Source organism: uncultured Chloroflexus sp. (genome assembly GCF_937951745.1).
Classification (GTDB): domain Bacteria; phylum Chloroflexota; class Chloroflexia; order Chloroflexales; family Chloroflexaceae; genus Chloroflexus.
Genome location: NZ_CALFBQ010000029.1, coordinates 12558 through 28601, shown reverse-complemented (window position 1 = coordinate 28601; position 16044 = coordinate 12558). Strand labels below are relative to the sequence as shown.

18 protein-coding genes are annotated in these 16044 nt (G+C 59.1%); 1 reads left to right on the top strand and 17 read right to left on the bottom strand.

The features are described from left to right. Nucleotides 1–89: 89 nt before the first annotated feature. The 17 genes from Q1A59_RS07825 to Q1A59_RS07745 all read right to left on the bottom strand — a co-directional run bounded on the left by Q1A59_RS07825 (nucleotide 90) and on the right by Q1A59_RS07745 (nucleotide 15441). Nucleotides 90–527 carry a hypothetical protein gene (locus Q1A59_RS07825; protein WP_298403917.1) on the bottom strand — a complete coding sequence of 146 codons (438 nt, stop codon included), beginning with the start codon at nucleotides 525–527 and terminating at the stop codon, nucleotides 90–92. Nucleotides 528–564: 37 nt separating this feature from the next. Continuing rightward, complete coding sequence (locus Q1A59_RS07820; protein WP_298403915.1) at nucleotides 565–852, bottom strand: hypothetical protein; 288 nt, start codon at nucleotides 850–852, stop codon at nucleotides 565–567. Nucleotides 853–871: 19 nt separating this feature from the next. Next, complete coding sequence (bchG, locus tag Q1A59_RS07815; RefSeq protein WP_298403912.1) at nucleotides 872–1789, bottom strand: (bacterio)chlorophyll synthase; 918 nt, start codon at nucleotides 1787–1789, stop codon at nucleotides 872–874. A gap of 59 nt (nucleotides 1790–1848) precedes the next feature. After that, complete coding sequence (gene bchU / locus Q1A59_RS07810; RefSeq protein WP_298403909.1) at nucleotides 1849–2913, bottom strand: bacteriochlorophyllide d C-20 methyltransferase BchU; 1065 nt, start codon at nucleotides 2911–2913, stop codon at nucleotides 1849–1851. Between the two features lie 32 nt (nucleotides 2914–2945). After that, entirely contained in the window at nucleotides 2946–3449 is a 504-nt protein-coding gene (locus Q1A59_RS07805; protein WP_299644737.1) for a hypothetical protein, read from the bottom strand. Between the two features lie 33 nt (nucleotides 3450–3482). Further along, nucleotides 3483–4196: a triacylglycerol lipase gene (locus Q1A59_RS07800; protein WP_298403903.1), complete on the bottom strand. Its 714-nt coding sequence runs from the start codon at nucleotides 4194–4196 to the stop codon at nucleotides 3483–3485. A gap of 11 nt (nucleotides 4197–4207) precedes the next feature. Continuing rightward, complete coding sequence (locus Q1A59_RS07795) at nucleotides 4208–4891, bottom strand: triacylglycerol lipase (RefSeq protein WP_298403900.1); 684 nt, start codon at nucleotides 4889–4891, stop codon at nucleotides 4208–4210. Between the two features lie 3 nt (nucleotides 4892–4894). Further along, on the bottom strand, nucleotides 4895–5671 hold the full coding sequence (locus Q1A59_RS07790; protein WP_299644731.1) for a hypothetical protein: 777 nt from the start codon (nucleotides 5669–5671) through the stop codon (nucleotides 4895–4897). A 15-nt stretch (nucleotides 5672–5686) separates the two neighbouring features. Continuing rightward, on the bottom strand, nucleotides 5687–6568 hold the full coding sequence (locus Q1A59_RS07785; protein ID WP_066783726.1) for a hypothetical protein: 882 nt from the start codon (nucleotides 6566–6568) through the stop codon (nucleotides 5687–5689). Between the two features lie 12 nt (nucleotides 6569–6580). Next, a complete protein-coding gene (locus tag Q1A59_RS07780; RefSeq protein WP_298403894.1) occupies nucleotides 6581–7588 on the bottom strand; it encodes an alpha/beta fold hydrolase in 1008 nt (335 codons plus the stop codon). Nucleotides 7589–7603: 15 nt separating this feature from the next. Further along, nucleotides 7604–8707 (bottom strand): ArsA-related P-loop ATPase, encoded by a 1104-nt coding sequence (locus Q1A59_RS07775; protein ID WP_298403891.1) that lies wholly within the window; start codon nucleotides 8705–8707, stop codon nucleotides 7604–7606. Between the two features lie 66 nt (nucleotides 8708–8773). Continuing rightward, the gene (locus Q1A59_RS07770) at nucleotides 8774–9997 is read right to left on the bottom strand and encodes an ArsA family ATPase (RefSeq protein ID WP_298403888.1); all 1224 of its coding nucleotides are present in this window, start codon (nucleotides 9995–9997) and stop codon (nucleotides 8774–8776) included. Between the two features lie 46 nt (nucleotides 9998–10043). Then, nucleotides 10044–11378, bottom strand: coding sequence for a hypothetical protein (locus Q1A59_RS07765; protein ID WP_299644726.1), 1335 nt, complete (start codon nucleotides 11376–11378; stop codon nucleotides 10044–10046). A gap of 43 nt (nucleotides 11379–11421) precedes the next feature. Continuing rightward, a complete protein-coding gene (locus Q1A59_RS07760; protein ID WP_298403881.1) occupies nucleotides 11422–12540 on the bottom strand; it encodes a hypothetical protein in 1119 nt (372 codons plus the stop codon). 60 nt (nucleotides 12541–12600) lie between these two features. Next, on the bottom strand, nucleotides 12601–12843 hold the full coding sequence (locus Q1A59_RS07755) for a bacteriochlorophyll c-binding family protein (RefSeq protein WP_066783739.1): 243 nt from the start codon (nucleotides 12841–12843) through the stop codon (nucleotides 12601–12603). A gap of 83 nt (nucleotides 12844–12926) precedes the next feature. Next, a complete protein-coding gene (locus Q1A59_RS07750; RefSeq protein WP_298403874.1) occupies nucleotides 12927–14126 on the bottom strand; it encodes an ArsA family ATPase in 1200 nt (399 codons plus the stop codon). A 439-nt stretch (nucleotides 14127–14565) separates the two neighbouring features. Further along, nucleotides 14566–15441 (bottom strand): hypothetical protein, encoded by an 876-nt coding sequence (locus Q1A59_RS07745; RefSeq protein WP_298403871.1) that lies wholly within the window; start codon nucleotides 15439–15441, stop codon nucleotides 14566–14568. A 201-nt stretch (nucleotides 15442–15642) separates the two neighbouring features. On the opposite strand from Q1A59_RS07745, the gene Q1A59_RS07740 reads away from it, so the two are divergent. Beyond that, the gene (locus Q1A59_RS07740) at nucleotides 15643–16032 is read left to right on the top strand and encodes a globin (protein WP_298403868.1); all 390 of its coding nucleotides are present in this window, start codon (nucleotides 15643–15645) and stop codon (nucleotides 16030–16032) included. Nucleotides 16033–16044 lie beyond the last annotated feature (12 nt).

The following is a 16044-nucleotide window of genomic DNA, read 5'->3' as shown; positions in this document are numbered from 1 at the left end:
CACCTTTGGCAGCGAGAGACAGACGCAGAGGAATGGGTGCGTCTCGCCGCATCCCACCCCTCTGCGTCAGCCACAACTCCACCGAGCGATCACGGCGCCGGCGGCGTCTTGGGCGGCGTCTCAACCCACTCATCAACCTTGGCTGCACCCTGCTCAACCGCGTCGGCAGCCCGTCCGGCAGCCCGGCTAAAGCTCGTGCCAAGCTCTTCCGCCGCGCGCGACAGCCGCTCGGTAAACGAGCGCACCTGCTCGCCAACCTGCTTCGGGCTCGGCAACGAGATCTGCGGTGGCTCAGCCGCGACGATATCATCAACTACCCGCTCTGAAATATTGGCCAGCTCTTTCGGAAATGCCACCACCGCCATTGCTACCTCGGCCATCGCCCGGCGCACGCGGCGGCGCGAATTGCGCGGCAACAGCACCAGCGGCACCGAAGCAACTGTCAGGCCAATCCGGGTTGCCCCCCCGACAAAACTAGCCGCCAGCTCAAACAAGCCATCACGCTCGTTGGTCGTCTCATTGCTCATACGTCTCTCCTCCTCTGCTCACAGAGAGCAACCGGCGTTACTTCGCCTCAGTCTTTTCTTCGCCCTCAGCCGCCCATTTCTCGATGCTCTTGCCAGCGATTTCGGCGAAATCACGCGGCAACGAGGCGAAGGCGTACATCAGCTCCTTGGTCGCATTACGCATGTGCTGGCGCGACTCTGGCGGCAGCAGCGCGAAGGGCAGCGTAAAGACCGACATGCCAAGGCGAACTACGCCGCCGCCGAACTCCATCGCCGACTCGACAAAGCTGTCACTGCGCCGCACCGGGACGCTGCGCACTCGGACCTCACCTTCAGTCTCCGTCATCTTCGCACCTCCTTAACGGTCAGCCAAAATAGCCGCCCACCAGAAAACCCGAGACAATCTGGATCAAGGCCACAAATGGGTTGGAGGCTAGCAGGTAACGCACGTAATTCTGCTGGTTTGGTTCACGGTAGAGCTTAATCTGATTATAGATCGGCACTACCAATGCCAGCAGAATAAACGCTGCCACCCAGTATTGCCCCCACACCAACGCCAATATCATCAGCATTGCCTCGAAGCCGTTAATCGTTGCGTAAGCCACAATTAGCGTGCGCTTCACGCCAATCGCAACCGTGAGTGATTTCAGGCCCAACCTGCGATCACCCTCAACGCTCTTAATATCGTTAAGAAAGAGCAAGCCGGCCGCTAAACCGCCATTGATCAACGCTACCACCACGCTTTGCCACGTCAATGGCGCAAATATCAGATGGCCAGCCATCCAGCTCATACTAACGTAACCCAACCCGACTGCCGGCGGCCCCAACCAGAAATGTTTCTTCAGCTTGATCGGCGGCATGCTGTAGATTACCGACAGCACGATACCGACAAAGGCGAAGAAGACGATCAACGGCTGACCAAAGACCAGCGACACCAGCATGGTTGCTGTGCCGAGTACGATCCAATTCCAGCGTGCCTCATTCAGCGTCACAATGCCGGCCGGAATCGGGCGTTGTGGATCGTTGATCGCATCCAGTTCACGATCGAAATAATCGTTAATACTCTGGCTGAAGCCGGTACCGAGCGGGCCGGTCATCAACGCGCCCAACAGTATGAGCCACCAGTGATCGGGCCGCGTCCAGTCAAAACCTCGCTCGTAGCCTGACGCCAGTGCGCCACAGAAACAGACCAGCACCGGCGAAATCCACGTCACCGGATCGGCAAGCTCGATATGGGCCCGGATTTTTCGGCTGAGCGAGACGTGCTGTTCAGTCGAAATCATAGTTGCTTACCGCATTGCCGGGCAGAAGCTGCACCGGTCACACATGGCTGAACCTTCGTTTACGGTTTTACCGCCTGATACAAAACGTGTTCGTACCCCTCATCGAAGGTCACGTCGGTAAACCCGATTTGGCGCAGCAGATCAGGGTAGATCGCGTGATCCTTGAACTCAAGCACCGAAAAGCCCATCCCAATCGCGCACAGGTAGTGGGTCAGATAATCGTAGTTTGGATGCTGCGGATCGCTGATTACCATATCGAGGATCAGCACCTTCCCGCCACTCGGCAACGCATCGTAGGCCTTCTTGAGCAACATCGAGCAGAACTGCGCATTCATCGGGTAGAGAATGCGCGAGAAGAGCACTGCATCACCGGGAGGATACGGCTCGCGGTACATATCGACCGCCACCGGCGTAATCCGGTCACTCAGACCTTTGGCCGCTACATTCTCGCGCACTAGATCGAGCGCGCTGGGCAAGTTGATCAACTTCACCTTGAGATTGGGGAAGGCTTGACAGAGGGCCGCCGCAATATCGCCAATGCCGCCGCCGACATCGATCAGCATCTGCACATCGGCCAGCCGTGCCCGCTTGACTAACAACTCGACGAAGAGCTGGATATTCGAGCGGTGCAACGTCTCGTAAAACAGGCTATCTTCGCGAGTGCGCGGCGGATGCGGCACAATGCTGGTAAAATCAACCTTCCCGCGCACCACATCAGCCAGCCGCAGGTAGTAATTCTCGATTAAATCGGAAATATAATCCACGAACGGCACCATCGTCATATTGCGATGGCGTTCGGGATCGGCAAAGAATTGCTCGGCGAAGGGGGTGAGCTGCCAGCGATCATCTTTCCGCGCCGCCAGACCTACCTGCTCGAGCGTAATCAAGAACTTCTCTAGCCGCGACGGCACTGTCTCGGTCAAGGTTGCCAGATCAGCCAGCGTGCGCGGTTCGGCAGCCAACAGATCAAACAGCCCCAAATCTTTTGCCGCCTTAATCACGAAGAAATCCACCGTGCCCTTAAACACCATATCATAGGCACGGTTGGTTGCGGCAAATAGCTCTTGTTGCTCAAGCGCCGCGGTGCCCGTCGTGGTTGGTTCAACCGAAGGTGAAGTCGTCATGCGGTCCCCCTCGCGCACAAGTGCGATGTAACTTAAGAAATAACCGACTCTGAACCCTGCTTAGATACTGCTGCTTGCCGGTTCAACCACGGCTGGAAGAAGATCGGAATAAAACTCAGCCACCAACTGACATACCCTAGCCATGCAAAGAAGCGATGCAACCGGCGTTTCTGCGGATCATCACGCATCGACTCGCCCCAGCGATGGCCGGTGATCATCGCTCCAACCATACCGATGGTTGGCAACGGGCCAGTAATCATGAAATAGATCTTCAACCAGCGTGGTTGGTGTTGCCCGCCAAAATGCTCTTCACGAAAGAGCCGGCCAATCCCGACCACTGCGACCATTACGTTCATCAGCCAATCGAGCGCATGCGCGATATTCGCTAACCGATTGCGCAATGCTGCACGCTCTGGATGATGCGTATTCACCTCTTGCCGGCAGAGATAGAGCACTGCGGTATAACACGCAAGCGATACACCCGACACAGCCGCCATAGCGTACAGAATAAACCGGTCAATGTGCGATGATTTCATGCAATTTGTATTATAGTACAAATCAGCGACATTTCAAACAACAACTGATGAGGATCCCAACAACACTCGTTGCCAGTATCTTAACCCTTCCGGGTCGCCATACCACGGACGACCGTGGATAGGAGAGTGATGCAACCCGGGCACGACCAAATACTCGGCGCCAGCTAGCGCTGCGCAGGTCAGCGTTGTAATCCCGTCACCCCACGCCTGCGCGCCGGCAGGGCCGTCGATCAGCACGTAGCTGTTATACGCCATCCGCTCAACCCAGCGTCCTCGCCGATTGGCCTGAATGCTGCGGCCAATAATCGAGGTATAGCGGATCTGATCATAATACGCGCCGGGATAACAACGATTAGTAAACCCGACGGTCTGGCGCGTCCAGAACTCTTGGCTATGGTGCGGCGTACCGAGCATGATCAAGTGATGCACGAACCGGTGGCCGCCATAGATGTCACCTTTGTACGGCTGATCACCGAGATACATGCGCGCCACCGTGCCACCGACACTATGGGCCAGAAGAGTCACGGTTTCAGCGCCGGTTTCGCGCAAGGCCCGAGCGACCGTGTCGCGCACAATCCGCAACACCGGCCGAAAATCCCAATCACGGGTTAAAGCCCAGCGCATACGACCGATTGGGGTCACGAAGACGCGAAAACTAAATGGTGGTTGTTCGAGCGTCCGCGCCAGTGCCGCAAAATCGCTCGGACTGGTCAGATAACCGCCAATAATCACCAGCGGACGGGCCATAGCACTCCTGATCAATCCTCAAACCACAGCGGCACTACATCCCGTGCGCCGTACCACGTCGCCGGCGCGTTATACGGTGCATGGCGCGCACCCTCTAAGATCAAGTTGTCGGCACCGGCCAGATAGCACGCTGCTGTCGGCACAATCCCATCGCCAACCAAATTCCCATTGCCGAACGAAACCTCATAGGAACGATAGGCAATCATCTCTTCGGGATTGCCGAAACGACGGCCACGCACACTCCGCCCTGCTACAGCGCGATACTTGACGTGAGGAAAAGCTGCGCCGGGATACCGCGCCTCAAGCCAGTCGGCAAACTGTTTCACCCAGATCTCCGACGTGGCATGGGCCGTCCCCAACGTGGTTAAGCTTGCTACCACCTCATGGCCGGCATAACGCACCCCTTGATACGGCTCATCGGACAAATAGGCGCGCGCAATCCGACCGCCGGCGCTATGGCCGATCAAATCAACTTTATCAGCGCCGGTTTCTTCAAGCGCAATCCGCACCGTCGCTGCGAGCGCATCAAGCGCCGGCCCGAAATCAGGATCGCGCAAGCGTGCCCACGCTAACCGGCTGAAATCAACCACATACACGATCCGATTGTATGGCGGCGAGGCTAGCACGCGCGCCATACCGAAGTAATCGGCGGGCGACGACAGCCACCCGCCCATAATCACTACCGGACGGGGCATAGTCTACTCTTTATCTTTGTCTTCGGAACGAGACTTAGGCTCATCCGTAGCCACTGGCGTTTCGGCGGCTGGAGGAACCGTCGATGGCATTGATTGGGCCGGCGCCACCGCAGCAGAAGCGACATCATTACCATTGCCGTTATCAGCGACCACCTTAATCCGCCGGATCGTCTGCGGCTGTTGCTTGGTCTTCTCGCCGGGCAAGGCATCAACTGCGGCATTAAACAGGTCACAACCGATGCGAACCAGCTCCTCGGTCTGGAAGCGAATCCAATGACCGTAGAAGTTCAGCACCTTCTCAGTCGTCGTGCGCACCTCGCGGGTAAAGGCCTCAAGCCCCTGCGGCGGCAAGGCCCCGCGCGCATACGAACGCAGCAGATATCCGATTGGCTGCACATCAGGCGGCAACTCATCACCGGCGAGGCTCAGGCGGGCTGGCGTGGCAGGCACCTCCTCGCTGGCCGGCCGATAGGTTGCTGGAGCAAAGCTGCGCGGCGTAAACGAGGGCGTGCCGGGCGTGTATGATGCCGCACCGGGCGTATACGAACCCGACGGCGGCGGATAGCCATACGATGGCCGGCTCGGCGCAGCCGGCTCCGCTTCGCCAGCATACGGCACTGGCGTGTCATCCAAATTCAACAAACGCTTCAACCAATTGGGCATCCACTGATACCGTGCATCGATACTGCGACGGGGGTCTTCATTACTCAGACCAAACCACCGGCGCGCAAATCCGGGCATCCAACGAACAGTCGGGTTTTCTTCTTCGAAGCGATTCATACGCGCTCCTCTCTATCACGAGCCAAAAGCGAAGAGACGGCGACGCTGCGGCACATACGGCGCGAAACAGAAATTGATAATGCGCTCAAGATCATCATTTGGATAGCGCCGATCAAGCGTAGCGATTGAATCAAGGACATACATGAGTTGCTCCACCGGCGTTTCCGGTTTGCACCGCACCAACTTTTTAATCAGGTGGCGACGCAGATCTAGGCTGTAACGCAGCGATGTGCTCGCCAAGCGGGCTAACAATTGATCCCGCACATCAACATTTTTCGTCAGGCGATCAAGCCAACGCGCTAACCCCAACCGCTCGCTGCGATCCAGATAGTAATTAATCAGATCGGCTAACCCAGCCGCCGACGTCACGCTGACCACCTCGGCCCACCGCTTGCTGAACGCCATCCGGCTAAAGGCCGGCAACTCTTCGAGTTGTTCGATCAACTGGCATGCTGAATGGTACGGTTCGCGCTCAAACGTGCGGCGCAGACCGGCTTCGCGTTCAGCCAGCATCGCGAGCGCCTCGCGCACCACACCATCGCTATCATCGTAGCCACCGTGGCGCAGGTGCATTTCATGGGCCAACTCGTGCAATGCAATCCCCACACTTCCGTCTTCATCCCAGCGCCCAAGCAGCACGGTCGAACCAGAGCGCGGTGAAAAGCTGCCGCTATCGCCCCACGCCGTCTCGCGCCCGTTATCCAGCGCCTCGAAGGTCAGGCGCTCATCGAGCACTGACGAGGGCATATCAGGCCACATCTTAGCGACCAGCCGGCGCACCTTGCCGGCCAATCGGCGGGGCCGGTAGGTATACTGGCCGACCGACAGCGGGCGGTCATCAGCCCGCTCCATATCGATGATCATTTGTTGGCCGCCAGAACGAAGCAACAACTGCATACACCGACCTCCCTAGCGAACGCCTTTCAAGAAGAGGCGCATAATTTGAATGACGTGCTCGGGCAATTCAAACAAAATTAGATGACCGCACTTCGGCACTTCCAAAAATGAACTATTGGGGGCGAGCGCCACCAATTTGCGCCCATCGGCCGGACGCATGATCGGGTCGTTGGCGCCGGCCACCAACAAGAGCGGCTGCTGGATCGTCTTGGCTTGCTCGGCCACGGCGGCCAAAATCTCGGGGCGCGACAATTCGGTCGCCGATACCCGCACTGCTGCCGGATCGCAATAGCGCAAACCGAGCGTGCCGAGCCGAATATCGCTAATGGATGGGGTATTCTGCGCCATCACTAGCCGGGCATAGATAAAGGGCAGCCACCACAGATTACGCCGCTCGATCGGGCGCAACACCCTGTTAAACACGGTATCGAGCAAGCGCGGCACAAACTGCGAAGCAAACTTATTGTACGGCAGCAAGCTAAAGTTAAAGAAGATCAGCGAGCGCACTAATTCGGGTTGGTGGGCTGCCACGTGCAGCCCAATAAACGCACCGAGCGAGAAAGCAGCCACGTGGGCCGGACCAAGATTCAGTGCGCGTGACAACGCCTGCACATCGGCGCTAAACCCGGCCACGGTATAATCTTGGCGCGGATCGCTATCAGAAAAGCCGTGCCCTTTCAAATCGTAGCTCACCACGCGGTAACCGGCTTGCGCTAGTGGATCGATCACGTGATGCCACCAAAACGACGAACAATCCCAGCCGTGGATGAGCAGCAACGGTTCGCCATCGAGCGGCCCGACATCTTGATAGTGATGCACAACGCCGTTCAGCTCGATAAAGCGGGCGCGGGCCAAGAGCGCGCGTTCACCTTCCAGCCGGCGCCGTTCACGGGCACTCAACTTGCCGGCAAGGCGTGTCGCCACCTCATTGACATACTCAATATACTTGGCCGTTGGCGGCGCATCGATCGGTCGCGCCGGCGGTCGATCGATCGGGATCGGCTGGGCAAGCACTGACATAGGCGCCCCCCTTCGCTACTCTACCCACAACCGCAACAATTCACCCTCGACCCGCGCCCGTAAGCGACCGCCATCAACCAACCCCGGCAATAACACATGCCGGCGCAACTGGCCGAGTTGGACGACAACCTCTTCGCTTGCCACTGCAATATCGAGCGATTTGGCATCGAGGAAAGGGATCAGCAGGCGCAGATCACGCTCATTACTCACCGGACGCGGCGGTTCGACAGTGAAGATGTCACCATCACGGTAGAGCGCCGCTCCGCGCAAAGCCCACGTATCGCGATCAGCCGGCGTCAGCTCAAGCTGACCAACCCGCAACAACGGACGCGCCCGGCTGGTCTCGTGGCTGAAATCGTGGCGGCTTTCGTCATCGACTTGGTCGGGCTGGCCATTCACAATCACTTCATCGCTAGCTAACCCGAACAGACCAAAGGCGGTTAACGCCGCACGCAGCGGCGGCAAGCGCAACTCTGGCGGCAACGCCACCATCCGCACCCGCGCCCCGCTCTCGGTTTCGAGGCGAGCGCGTTGTTGCTCAAGCTCAATTCGTAACTCTTGCAAGGGCGCAGTCGCGCTAGGCGCCACGATCGCTGCCGGAATCATTGCCTGCTCTTGCGACGCACGCGACTTACCGGGACCGCGATCAAGGCCGAAGATCAGGCGCACTGCCCAGCGCAGCACATCAGGCAACGTCAACGCCCGGATGAGAGCGTCAGGTGACGGGCCATCGAGAATCAACAGATCGAACCGACCAGATTGCCGGGCACGTTCGGCGACCAACATCACCGCCACCGCATCAATGCCGGGGAAGGCCGGCAGCTCATCAGGACCAAGATCGCGCAGGCGGGCCACCAGCCCGCTGCGCAGCGACGGACGCACTTGCTCCCAACGGCGGGCAACCTCCTCGTGGGGATGAATCTCCATCGCCGCGAGGTTCGGCTCAAGTTCCAGCGGGCGTGAACCAAGCACTTGGTAAAGCAGATGGCCGAGCAGATGGCTGGGGCCACTCGAAGCCACCAAGGTACGATACCCACGCCGAGCGGCGTGGCAAGCCGTCGCGAGCGCAGCCGCGCTCTGTTGGAGTTGATGATAGGCAGTAAAGATCAGCGTGCGCATGCAGAGTGCTCGCAACCGGTGCACAATGCAACCGGAATAGACAACGGAGAGGCGGTAGCAATCACGTTAGGCCGCCTCAACTTGCTGTTTGCCGCTGGCGCGGGCAGCGCTAGCCTCGTAGAAGGCCAGCCGCAAGACGCCATCTTCATAGCGATGTTCACCGAGGACACAATCGTACAACACCCGTGGCAAGGCAATTGTGCGCTCGATCCGCCCGACCGTAATGGTCAAATCGGGACCGCTATGGCTTACTTCGATCGACTCACCGACATCAAGGAACGGCAACCGCAAACAGAGATCATATTGGCCGGGTTCGCCATCTTCGCTCCACTGCTCGAGCCAGATCGGCCGTTCATCGTAGAGCAGCGCCCCCGGATCGACATCGCCGAAGGTCAGCCGGCCAACGTGCAACAGCGCATCAACTCCGATCGGTTCACCACCTTGCAACACGGTACGGAAGATTGGCGTCGGCGCAAAGCTCGCCTCAATCTCAGCCAGATACTGCTGCTGGAGGTTGACCCAGTAATCAAAGTACGGGCCAAGATCAGTGCGGTGTGGCAAAATCTTATTCACCAGCACCGCATCGAGTTGCAGGCCATACAGGCTTAGGAAGGTATAGGCACGGCGTGTCTCAAGCAACGGCAAGCGCTCCGGATTCAGCACCAACCGCACCGAAACCGCCGAACTGACCAAAAAGTTGGCCAGTTGATCCATCCGTTCGAGCAGCTTGCCCACCTCTTCAAAGAAGCGGTCATCGGGCAAATCACGCCGGAACGGGCGGGCGACATTCGCGATCCCGCGATAGACGCGGAATAACCGCTTTCCAGCTTCACCGCCGATGATCATTTCGGGGTAGGCCAACAAGCGCAACGTATTGCCGGTCGGCGCGGTATCAAGCACAATCGCATCCCAACGACCGCTCTGCGCTTCATCCATCACCCGTTGCAACGCGAGGATTTCATCAAGACCGGGCTGATTGGCCAGTTCAGCAGCCGTTGAGCGTTCAATACCACGAGCCGAATAGGTCGCTGTCACGAACTGCTGAAAGCCACCCAGATTCTGGCGCCACTCATAGATCGTATCCACTTCGAGACCATAGAGATGGGGAGCCAGCGGTGTTGGCCGATCGCGGCTGATCGGTATCCCCATCACATCGGCCAGCGAGTGAGCCGGATCGCTCGAGAGCACCAGTGTGCGGCGGCCAGACTGCGCCAGAATCACTGCTGTCGCCGCCGAGAGCGTCGTCTTACCAGTACCGCCCTTACCGGAATAGATAATGACTCGCGTCATAGTGCCTCATTCGCCTGCTGCAACCTTATTCCCCGCCCACGTTCGATCACTGCGCTTCCGGCTCATCATCCGATCGGCCATTGAGCGGTTCACGCGCCGACGTACCGGCGCCGCTGCCACTAACTGCGGCAGGGCGGTCGGTGCGATTGACCACCACGCGGCGCACCGGCATCGACGAGCCAGTCTCCTCGACCGGCGGTTCGACCCGGCGCACACTAATGGCGCGGCGCACCGGTTGCGGGCCGGCGGTTTCAGGCGCCGGCGATGCCGCCGGTTCAGCCGCCGCCGGCGAAGGCGTTGCTTGCCGTACCGTGGCTCGCACCGCAATCCGGCGCTGCACCGGCTGCTCGGCGCCTGACTGTGGTTCGGTTGGTTCAGCAAACCGGACAGCAGCGCGCACCACCGGCCCCACAGGAGCCAATGGCCCGCCCTCCGCCTCTTGCTGGGCAGCAGCATAATAGATGCCACGCATCGCATTACGGCGCACGCGCGGATCTTGCATATTGTTCAGCAACTCGGTCGCGCCGCTCATGATCTCGCTCGCCCGCCGCAGACCGCGCGCCAACCCGCGTGGCACCTCAAGCATCAAGCGCAACGACCGACTCACCTCGTACATATTGGGTTGTTCGGGTAACGTTGGCAATGGGCCGACCGGCGCCGGCGTCACACCAGCCGGAGCACCGCCCCGCTGGCTCTCGTAAGCAGCGATCAGATTGCTCGGTGAAGCGGGAGCAGGCTCTTCTTCCTCCTTGGCAGCGCCAAACTTCCACCATGGCTTCTTGGCCGGCTTCTTCGGCTCTGGTTCCGGCATCGGCGGCGGAGCCGGTTCGCTCATAAAGAACGGCGGCAGGGGCTTGCGTTCCACGGCTGGGAACTCAGCCTCAAAGGCCTTCACCAATTCTTCCCCGCTGACACCGGCCAACACTTGGTCACCGACCCATGCCACCATTTTGGCCAGCATATCAACATCTTCCGCCGGCATGTAATCGAGCGTATTCACAATCACCCGCTCAGGTTGGCCGGGGTCTTGCACCTCGCCGAGCGCAACGCGGCGCTTGCGTGGTGGCGTTGCCGGAATGCGCAGCGCAAGGCTGACGCGACCATGCCACGGATCCCATGTCTCGGCGCGCACCACATCAACATCGCTCCAAGGAAAACCATCGACGGTATCGTTAAAGAAGCCGCGCGCCCACAGAATCAGCCGGCGGTCGGTCAACGCGACAAAATCAGCCAGCGCAAGACCGCCAACCCGGCGGCGATTCTCATCGAGCAACGTACCATCGAAGAGAGCAAGCAGCGTCTCGCCTTCCTCCAGCAAATCGCGCTGGCGCAATTCCTCGACGCTCGCCATGCTCACATTGACACCGAGAAATGGGCTCATACCTGCTCCTTAGGGCGGTTGCGACCGCCAATGCTACCAACAGCTATGCTTGATCGTGATCGGCATCACCCGAACCGCTCAACGCTGTGAGTGGCGCGCGGCGAACCGGCGTGCTCCGGCGGCGGAGCGGAATTTCACGCCGATCCGGCATCTCGATGGATGACGCCCGCTTGGTCAGCGGGATTGGCGCTGACGGCTGCGACGCTGGCGTTTCTGGCGGCGCCGGAGTACGTCGACGCAACGGTATTTCGTGATAACGCGGCCCAGCCGGCGGCGCGGGAGACGGCTCCGTCACCGGTGGCTCGACGACCGGCGACCCCGCTGGTTCAGCTTGGGCTTGGCGCGTAGCCGCTTGGCGGTTTAAAAACGCCATCGCCATCTGCTGGGCAGCAGGATTACTGGTGACAGTTTGGACTAAGTCATTAACAGCACGGATGGCTTCGGTCAATTCACGGATACTTGCCGGACTCAAGTCAAACGGTAAATCTGCCTCACGCAACGTGCGGCGCAGGGTATCCCACGCTGAACGGGCGAGACGGCCGGCAGTAAAGATTTGATTAGGCGGCAAATTTGCCGGGTCAACTACAAAGGGCGCATTTGGCGTCGCCGGCGTGCGTGGCGCACCGCCGGGCCAACGATAGGGCATTTCATCGGGACGCAACGCATCTTCGGAACCATAAATTGCGGCACCAAGTGCTGTCATCACCTCAGGCGCCGCTTGGCGGGCATCCATGCCGGCAGCCAACGCCGCACGCGCTGTTTCAGCCGCTGTGCGCAACAAGATCATCAACGCCGGCACATACGCTTGCGGCACCAGCGTGAGCGTGAAGACTTGCGCTTCGGCATCAGGCGCGCTAAAGCCGAGCGTCACCATCCCGTGAATCGGATCGATTCCCCGGCCATCGATCAAGGTCAATTCGCTCAACGGAAATGCAAAACACAGGTGGCGCCCATAATCACGGGCCCACAACACCACCCGCAAATCGGTAATCAGGCAATAGTCGTGCAGCGTGGGGCCGCTCAGCCGGCGCCCCTGCTGATCGAGCAGCACGCCATCAACCGCGACTAGCACCTGCTCATCAGGATCGAGCACATCAAGCCGCGTAATCTCTTCGAGGTGAGCTGGAACGGTAGTATGGCTGTAATAGAGCAGGTTAATCATAACGCTCCCAAGGGATCGGCGTGAGGTGGCGAGCAGCGCACCTCACGCCTGCCCGCCAACCTAGCGGTTGAAGCGCGAGCGGATGCGCTTCGGACGGAAGCCGTTGCTCGAGCTGCTGCTGAAGCCGCTCTCGCCCGAGCCGCTCCGGGACACGCCCGGGTAAGCATTGCGGTTGATGTTGTCAACCGCGGCCGCGGTGGCTTGCAGCGCATTCGAGACCCACTGCCAGTGGCCTTGGAACATAATGTCGCCGATCTGCGCCACTTGCGCCGACGACTCCGAGAACCAGCCTCTCGTCGCCATGCACACACCTCCTTAACAATGCGAACTCCCCATATTTAGGTCACCGGAGGCATGCCTCCGAGAAACCCCACCATCAAGCTGCCTTAGCGCGACGCCATCTGCGGCGCCATGAAGGGTACGCTCAACCACTCACCCTCCATCTCCGCCTGACCGGCTTCGAGGCCGGCTAGACTAGTCGGCAGCGTCAACACCCGCCGGAAATCACCGATCTGCACCACCAACTCATCACCGTTCTGATACAGATCGAGCTGGGAAACGTCGGCGAAAGGCAACCGGATCTTCACTCGATAGTACTTATCGCCGACCTTGGAAATATCGAGCGGCGCGCGATCGTAGAGCACAGCGGTCGGATCCATGTCGCCATAGATATCGTCACCCATCTGGCGCAACTTCTCAAGCCCCACCACCTCTTCGGGGTAGTACGGTACCCGCCGGATGGGCAACGGCACAAAGGAGTGCTCGACATCTTGCAGGTAGCGCTGTTGCACATCGCGCCAGTGGTTCAGATAGCCGCTGTCTTGATCAAGCGGAAGGATCTTGTTGACCACCACCATATCGACGGTCATACCATACATCGACAGGTAGGTCAACGCTCGCTGGCTCTCTTTGATCACCATCTTTTCGGGATTCATCACCAGCCGGATCGAAGTCTCAAGCGGATTCGCCAGCGTCGCCGTCACGCCCTCCAACTGGCGGAACATATCATCAACCGCCTCGTACACCTCCGGCGGCGCAACCATCTTATTGAGGGTCGGATTAATCTTGCTCATCGGGCGGAGGATCGGTTTGATCACAAACCGCTCGGCACCACGCAGCATATTAATCGCCCACTTAAACGTTTCGGGCGCTGAGAGCAGCCGCAGCGTCTCTCCGGTCGGCGCGCAGTCGATCACGAGCAGATCGTAATCACCGCGCTCCTTGTGCTTCTTGATCCGAATGAGTGGGAACGCCTCCTCCATGCCCGGCAAGACGCTCATCTCATCGGCTAAAATGCCCTGCACGCCCTGCTCGGCCATGAGCTGAGCGAAGTGTTCGCGCACGATGCCCCAATTGCTCTCGATGTCGTGGTAAATGCTGACTTCGAGCGCGTCAAGGTTCTTGGTGATCCGAACGGGTTCAGGGCCGAGCGGCCCCTCGAGATCGAGCGAGTCGGCCAGCGAGTGGGCTGGATCGGTGCTCATCACCAACGTCTTTAAGCCACGATCCGCAGCCCGGAGGGCCGTTGCTGCCGCGACGCTTGTTTTGCCAACGCCGCCTTTTCCGGTGAAGATCAGAGTGCGCATCAGGGCCTTTCCAGGAGCTTACTGCTCGGCTGTCATCGACCGCCGCCGTGGCGGCGTCCAGAGGTTACGATCGAATACCACATGGAGTTTTTGCTTAAAAGCCAAAACCTGCGACTATTCGGCTGATTTTGGCCTGTACCGCAATAGTAGCACGAATATCGGCAAGTGTCAACAAATGTTGCTCATATGTATCAGAAAGAGATCACAACCTTACCGCATTCTGATGATGTACAGCGCTTTATCGCGCTTGTGTTGGAGCAGTGCAGCATAGCTCTTTCTTGCAATATAACGGCTCAGTCGCTCAGTTTCTTCTCACTGGAGAGCAATATTTCTCGTGGTATGATTTGCAACGAAGCAATCGCCATCACACCACAAACAACATCGCGCTCTGGCTGGCTGCCCATCTCATATCTGCTATTACTCTGTACCGTGGCCGTTATTATACCAGCTCCGCCGCCATTTTGGCGAGGGTTTTGAAAAGATCTTCGCGATCTATGTGGCTTGGCCATGGCGCTACGAGCCATACCTCATTGTGCGTGACGACAGCGCCGGGATCTAAGCGCTGCAATGGCGCAAGCGTTTCTAATTCGGTACAGCCTTGGTCATAGTAGATTTCGAGGTTACTGTTGCGATCAGGGTAGGTTTGATCAGGATGATAGGCAACCTGCTTGAGAAACACCACACCGTGATGCAGATAGGCTAACCAACCGGCTTGGCTATGCGCGCCGATCTTGGCCGGTGGGCCGCTTAACGAGGTGTTGATGAGGATGTAGTCGGCAGTGAGGTGGAGCCGCGGGTCGGGTAACGGGGTGTAGGGCCATAGGGCAATCTGGCGATCAGGCACGAGTGGATTCGCCAGCGGCTGTTCATTATGCAGCGGCAATATCGCTACCCCGCCCGGCGCCAGTTGGGTGATTGCCCACGGTGCCAATTCCACCGGCCACAGGCCGTGATTAGTCAGGGTGTGGCACAGATGCACGCGCGGTTGCACTGGATCAAGTGTGATTGTAATCGTTTTGGCAATCCCGCCCGGATCAACGGCGCTGCGCAAGACGATGCCGCCTGCTACCGGCTCGGCGGCGGGGCCATCGAGATCGGGCCAATAGCTGCGCGGAAAGGCTTCAGGGGCATGCCAGAGCCGGTGGCCACCGAGTAAGGCAAACTCGCCCCACGGTGTTGCCCAACGCGCCGCCGGTGTTTCGGCCAAGAGGTTGGGGCCGCCGTCAAGCTGTAAGCCGAGAATGCGCGGCCCGCCGGCGGCCAGCACGGTGAGCCGCAGACGTTCAGTAGCGATAGACAGGGTGGGGTAGGTCATAGCGGCTGGTGTCTGATATGGAGTGCAGCAGTTTGACTGCCGCACTTCATCGGGAAACGCTTTCGGGCCGGGTTCGCCCCGGCAGTCGTTTGTGGCTCTCCAGAATGATCTAGAATACGGACGAACCACTGGACTTATGGTAGCATAAAAACAGCGCCGGCGACGGCGCAACAGCGATGATCATGTAGTGCAGGCATTCCTATGAGCGCACCAACCATTTATGAGCAGATCGGTGGCGAACCCACCTTCCGCCGGATTGTTGATAGCTTCTATGCGCGGGTGGAGGCTGACCCGCGCCTTCGCCCCATGTTCCCAGCAGATCTTGAGCCGGGCAAAGAGCACCAACGGCTCTTTCTAATGCAATATTTTGGCGGCCCGCGTACCTATAGCGAACGGCGCGGCCACCCACGATTGCGGATGCGGCACGCGCCGTTCCCAATTGGGCCAACCGAACGCGATGCGTGGCTCGAACATATGCTGGCTGCGCTCGATGAAGCTGGCGTGCCGGAACCGGCTCGCAGCGTGATGGCCGAATATTTTCGCAATGCAGCGCAGGCGATGATGAACCAGTGGGATCCGTCGTCGCCGTAACAACGACGACGG

Coding starts and splice junctions, on each gene's coding strand:
- Q1A59_RS07775 (WP_298403891.1), bottom strand. CDS start 8,707: ATGCGCACGCTGATCTTTACTGCCTATCATCAACTCCAACAGAGCGCG.
- Q1A59_RS07745 (WP_298403871.1), bottom strand. CDS start 15,441: ATGACCTACCCCACCCTGTCTATCGCTACTGAACGTCTGCGGCTCACC.
- Q1A59_RS07790 (WP_299644731.1), bottom strand. CDS start 5,671: ATGAATCGCTTCGAAGAAGAAAACCCGACTGTTCGTTGGATGCCCGGA.
- Q1A59_RS07825 (WP_298403917.1), bottom strand. CDS start 527: ATGAGCAATGAGACGACCAACGAGCGTGATGGCTTGTTTGAGCTGGCG.
- bchU (WP_298403909.1), bottom strand. CDS start 2,913: ATGACGACTTCACCTTCGGTTGAACCAACCACGACGGGCACCGCGGCG.
- Q1A59_RS07780 (WP_298403894.1), bottom strand. CDS start 7,588: ATGTCAGTGCTTGCCCAGCCGATCCCGATCGATCGACCGCCGGCGCGA.
- Q1A59_RS07750 (WP_298403874.1), bottom strand. CDS start 14,126: ATGCGCACTCTGATCTTCACCGGAAAAGGCGGCGTTGGCAAAACAAGC.
- Q1A59_RS07765 (WP_299644726.1), bottom strand. CDS start 11,378: ATGAGCCCATTTCTCGGTGTCAATGTGAGCATGGCGAGCGTCGAGGAA.
- Q1A59_RS07760 (WP_298403881.1), bottom strand. CDS start 12,540: ATGATTAACCTGCTCTATTACAGCCATACTACCGTTCCAGCTCACCTC.
- Q1A59_RS07805 (WP_299644737.1), bottom strand. CDS start 3,449: ATGAAATCATCGCACATTGACCGGTTTATTCTGTACGCTATGGCGGCT.
- bchG (WP_298403912.1), bottom strand. CDS start 1,789: ATGATTTCGACTGAACAGCACGTCTCGCTCAGCCGAAAAATCCGGGCC.
- Q1A59_RS07795 (WP_298403900.1), bottom strand. CDS start 4,891: ATGCCCCGTCCGGTAGTGATTATGGGCGGGTGGCTGTCGTCGCCCGCC.
- Q1A59_RS07770 (WP_298403888.1), bottom strand. CDS start 9,997: ATGACGCGAGTCATTATCTATTCCGGTAAGGGCGGTACTGGTAAGACG.
- Q1A59_RS07800 (WP_298403903.1), bottom strand. CDS start 4,196: ATGGCCCGTCCGCTGGTGATTATTGGCGGTTATCTGACCAGTCCGAGC.
- Q1A59_RS07785 (WP_066783726.1), bottom strand. CDS start 6,568: ATGCAGTTGTTGCTTCGTTCTGGCGGCCAACAAATGATCATCGATATG.
- Q1A59_RS07820 (WP_298403915.1), bottom strand. CDS start 852: ATGACGGAGACTGAAGGTGAGGTCCGAGTGCGCAGCGTCCCGGTGCGG.
- Q1A59_RS07740 (WP_298403868.1), top strand. CDS start 15,643: ATGAGCGCACCAACCATTTATGAGCAGATCGGTGGCGAACCCACCTTC.
- Q1A59_RS07755 (WP_066783739.1), bottom strand. CDS start 12,843: ATGGCGACGAGAGGCTGGTTCTCGGAGTCGTCGGCGCAAGTGGCGCAG.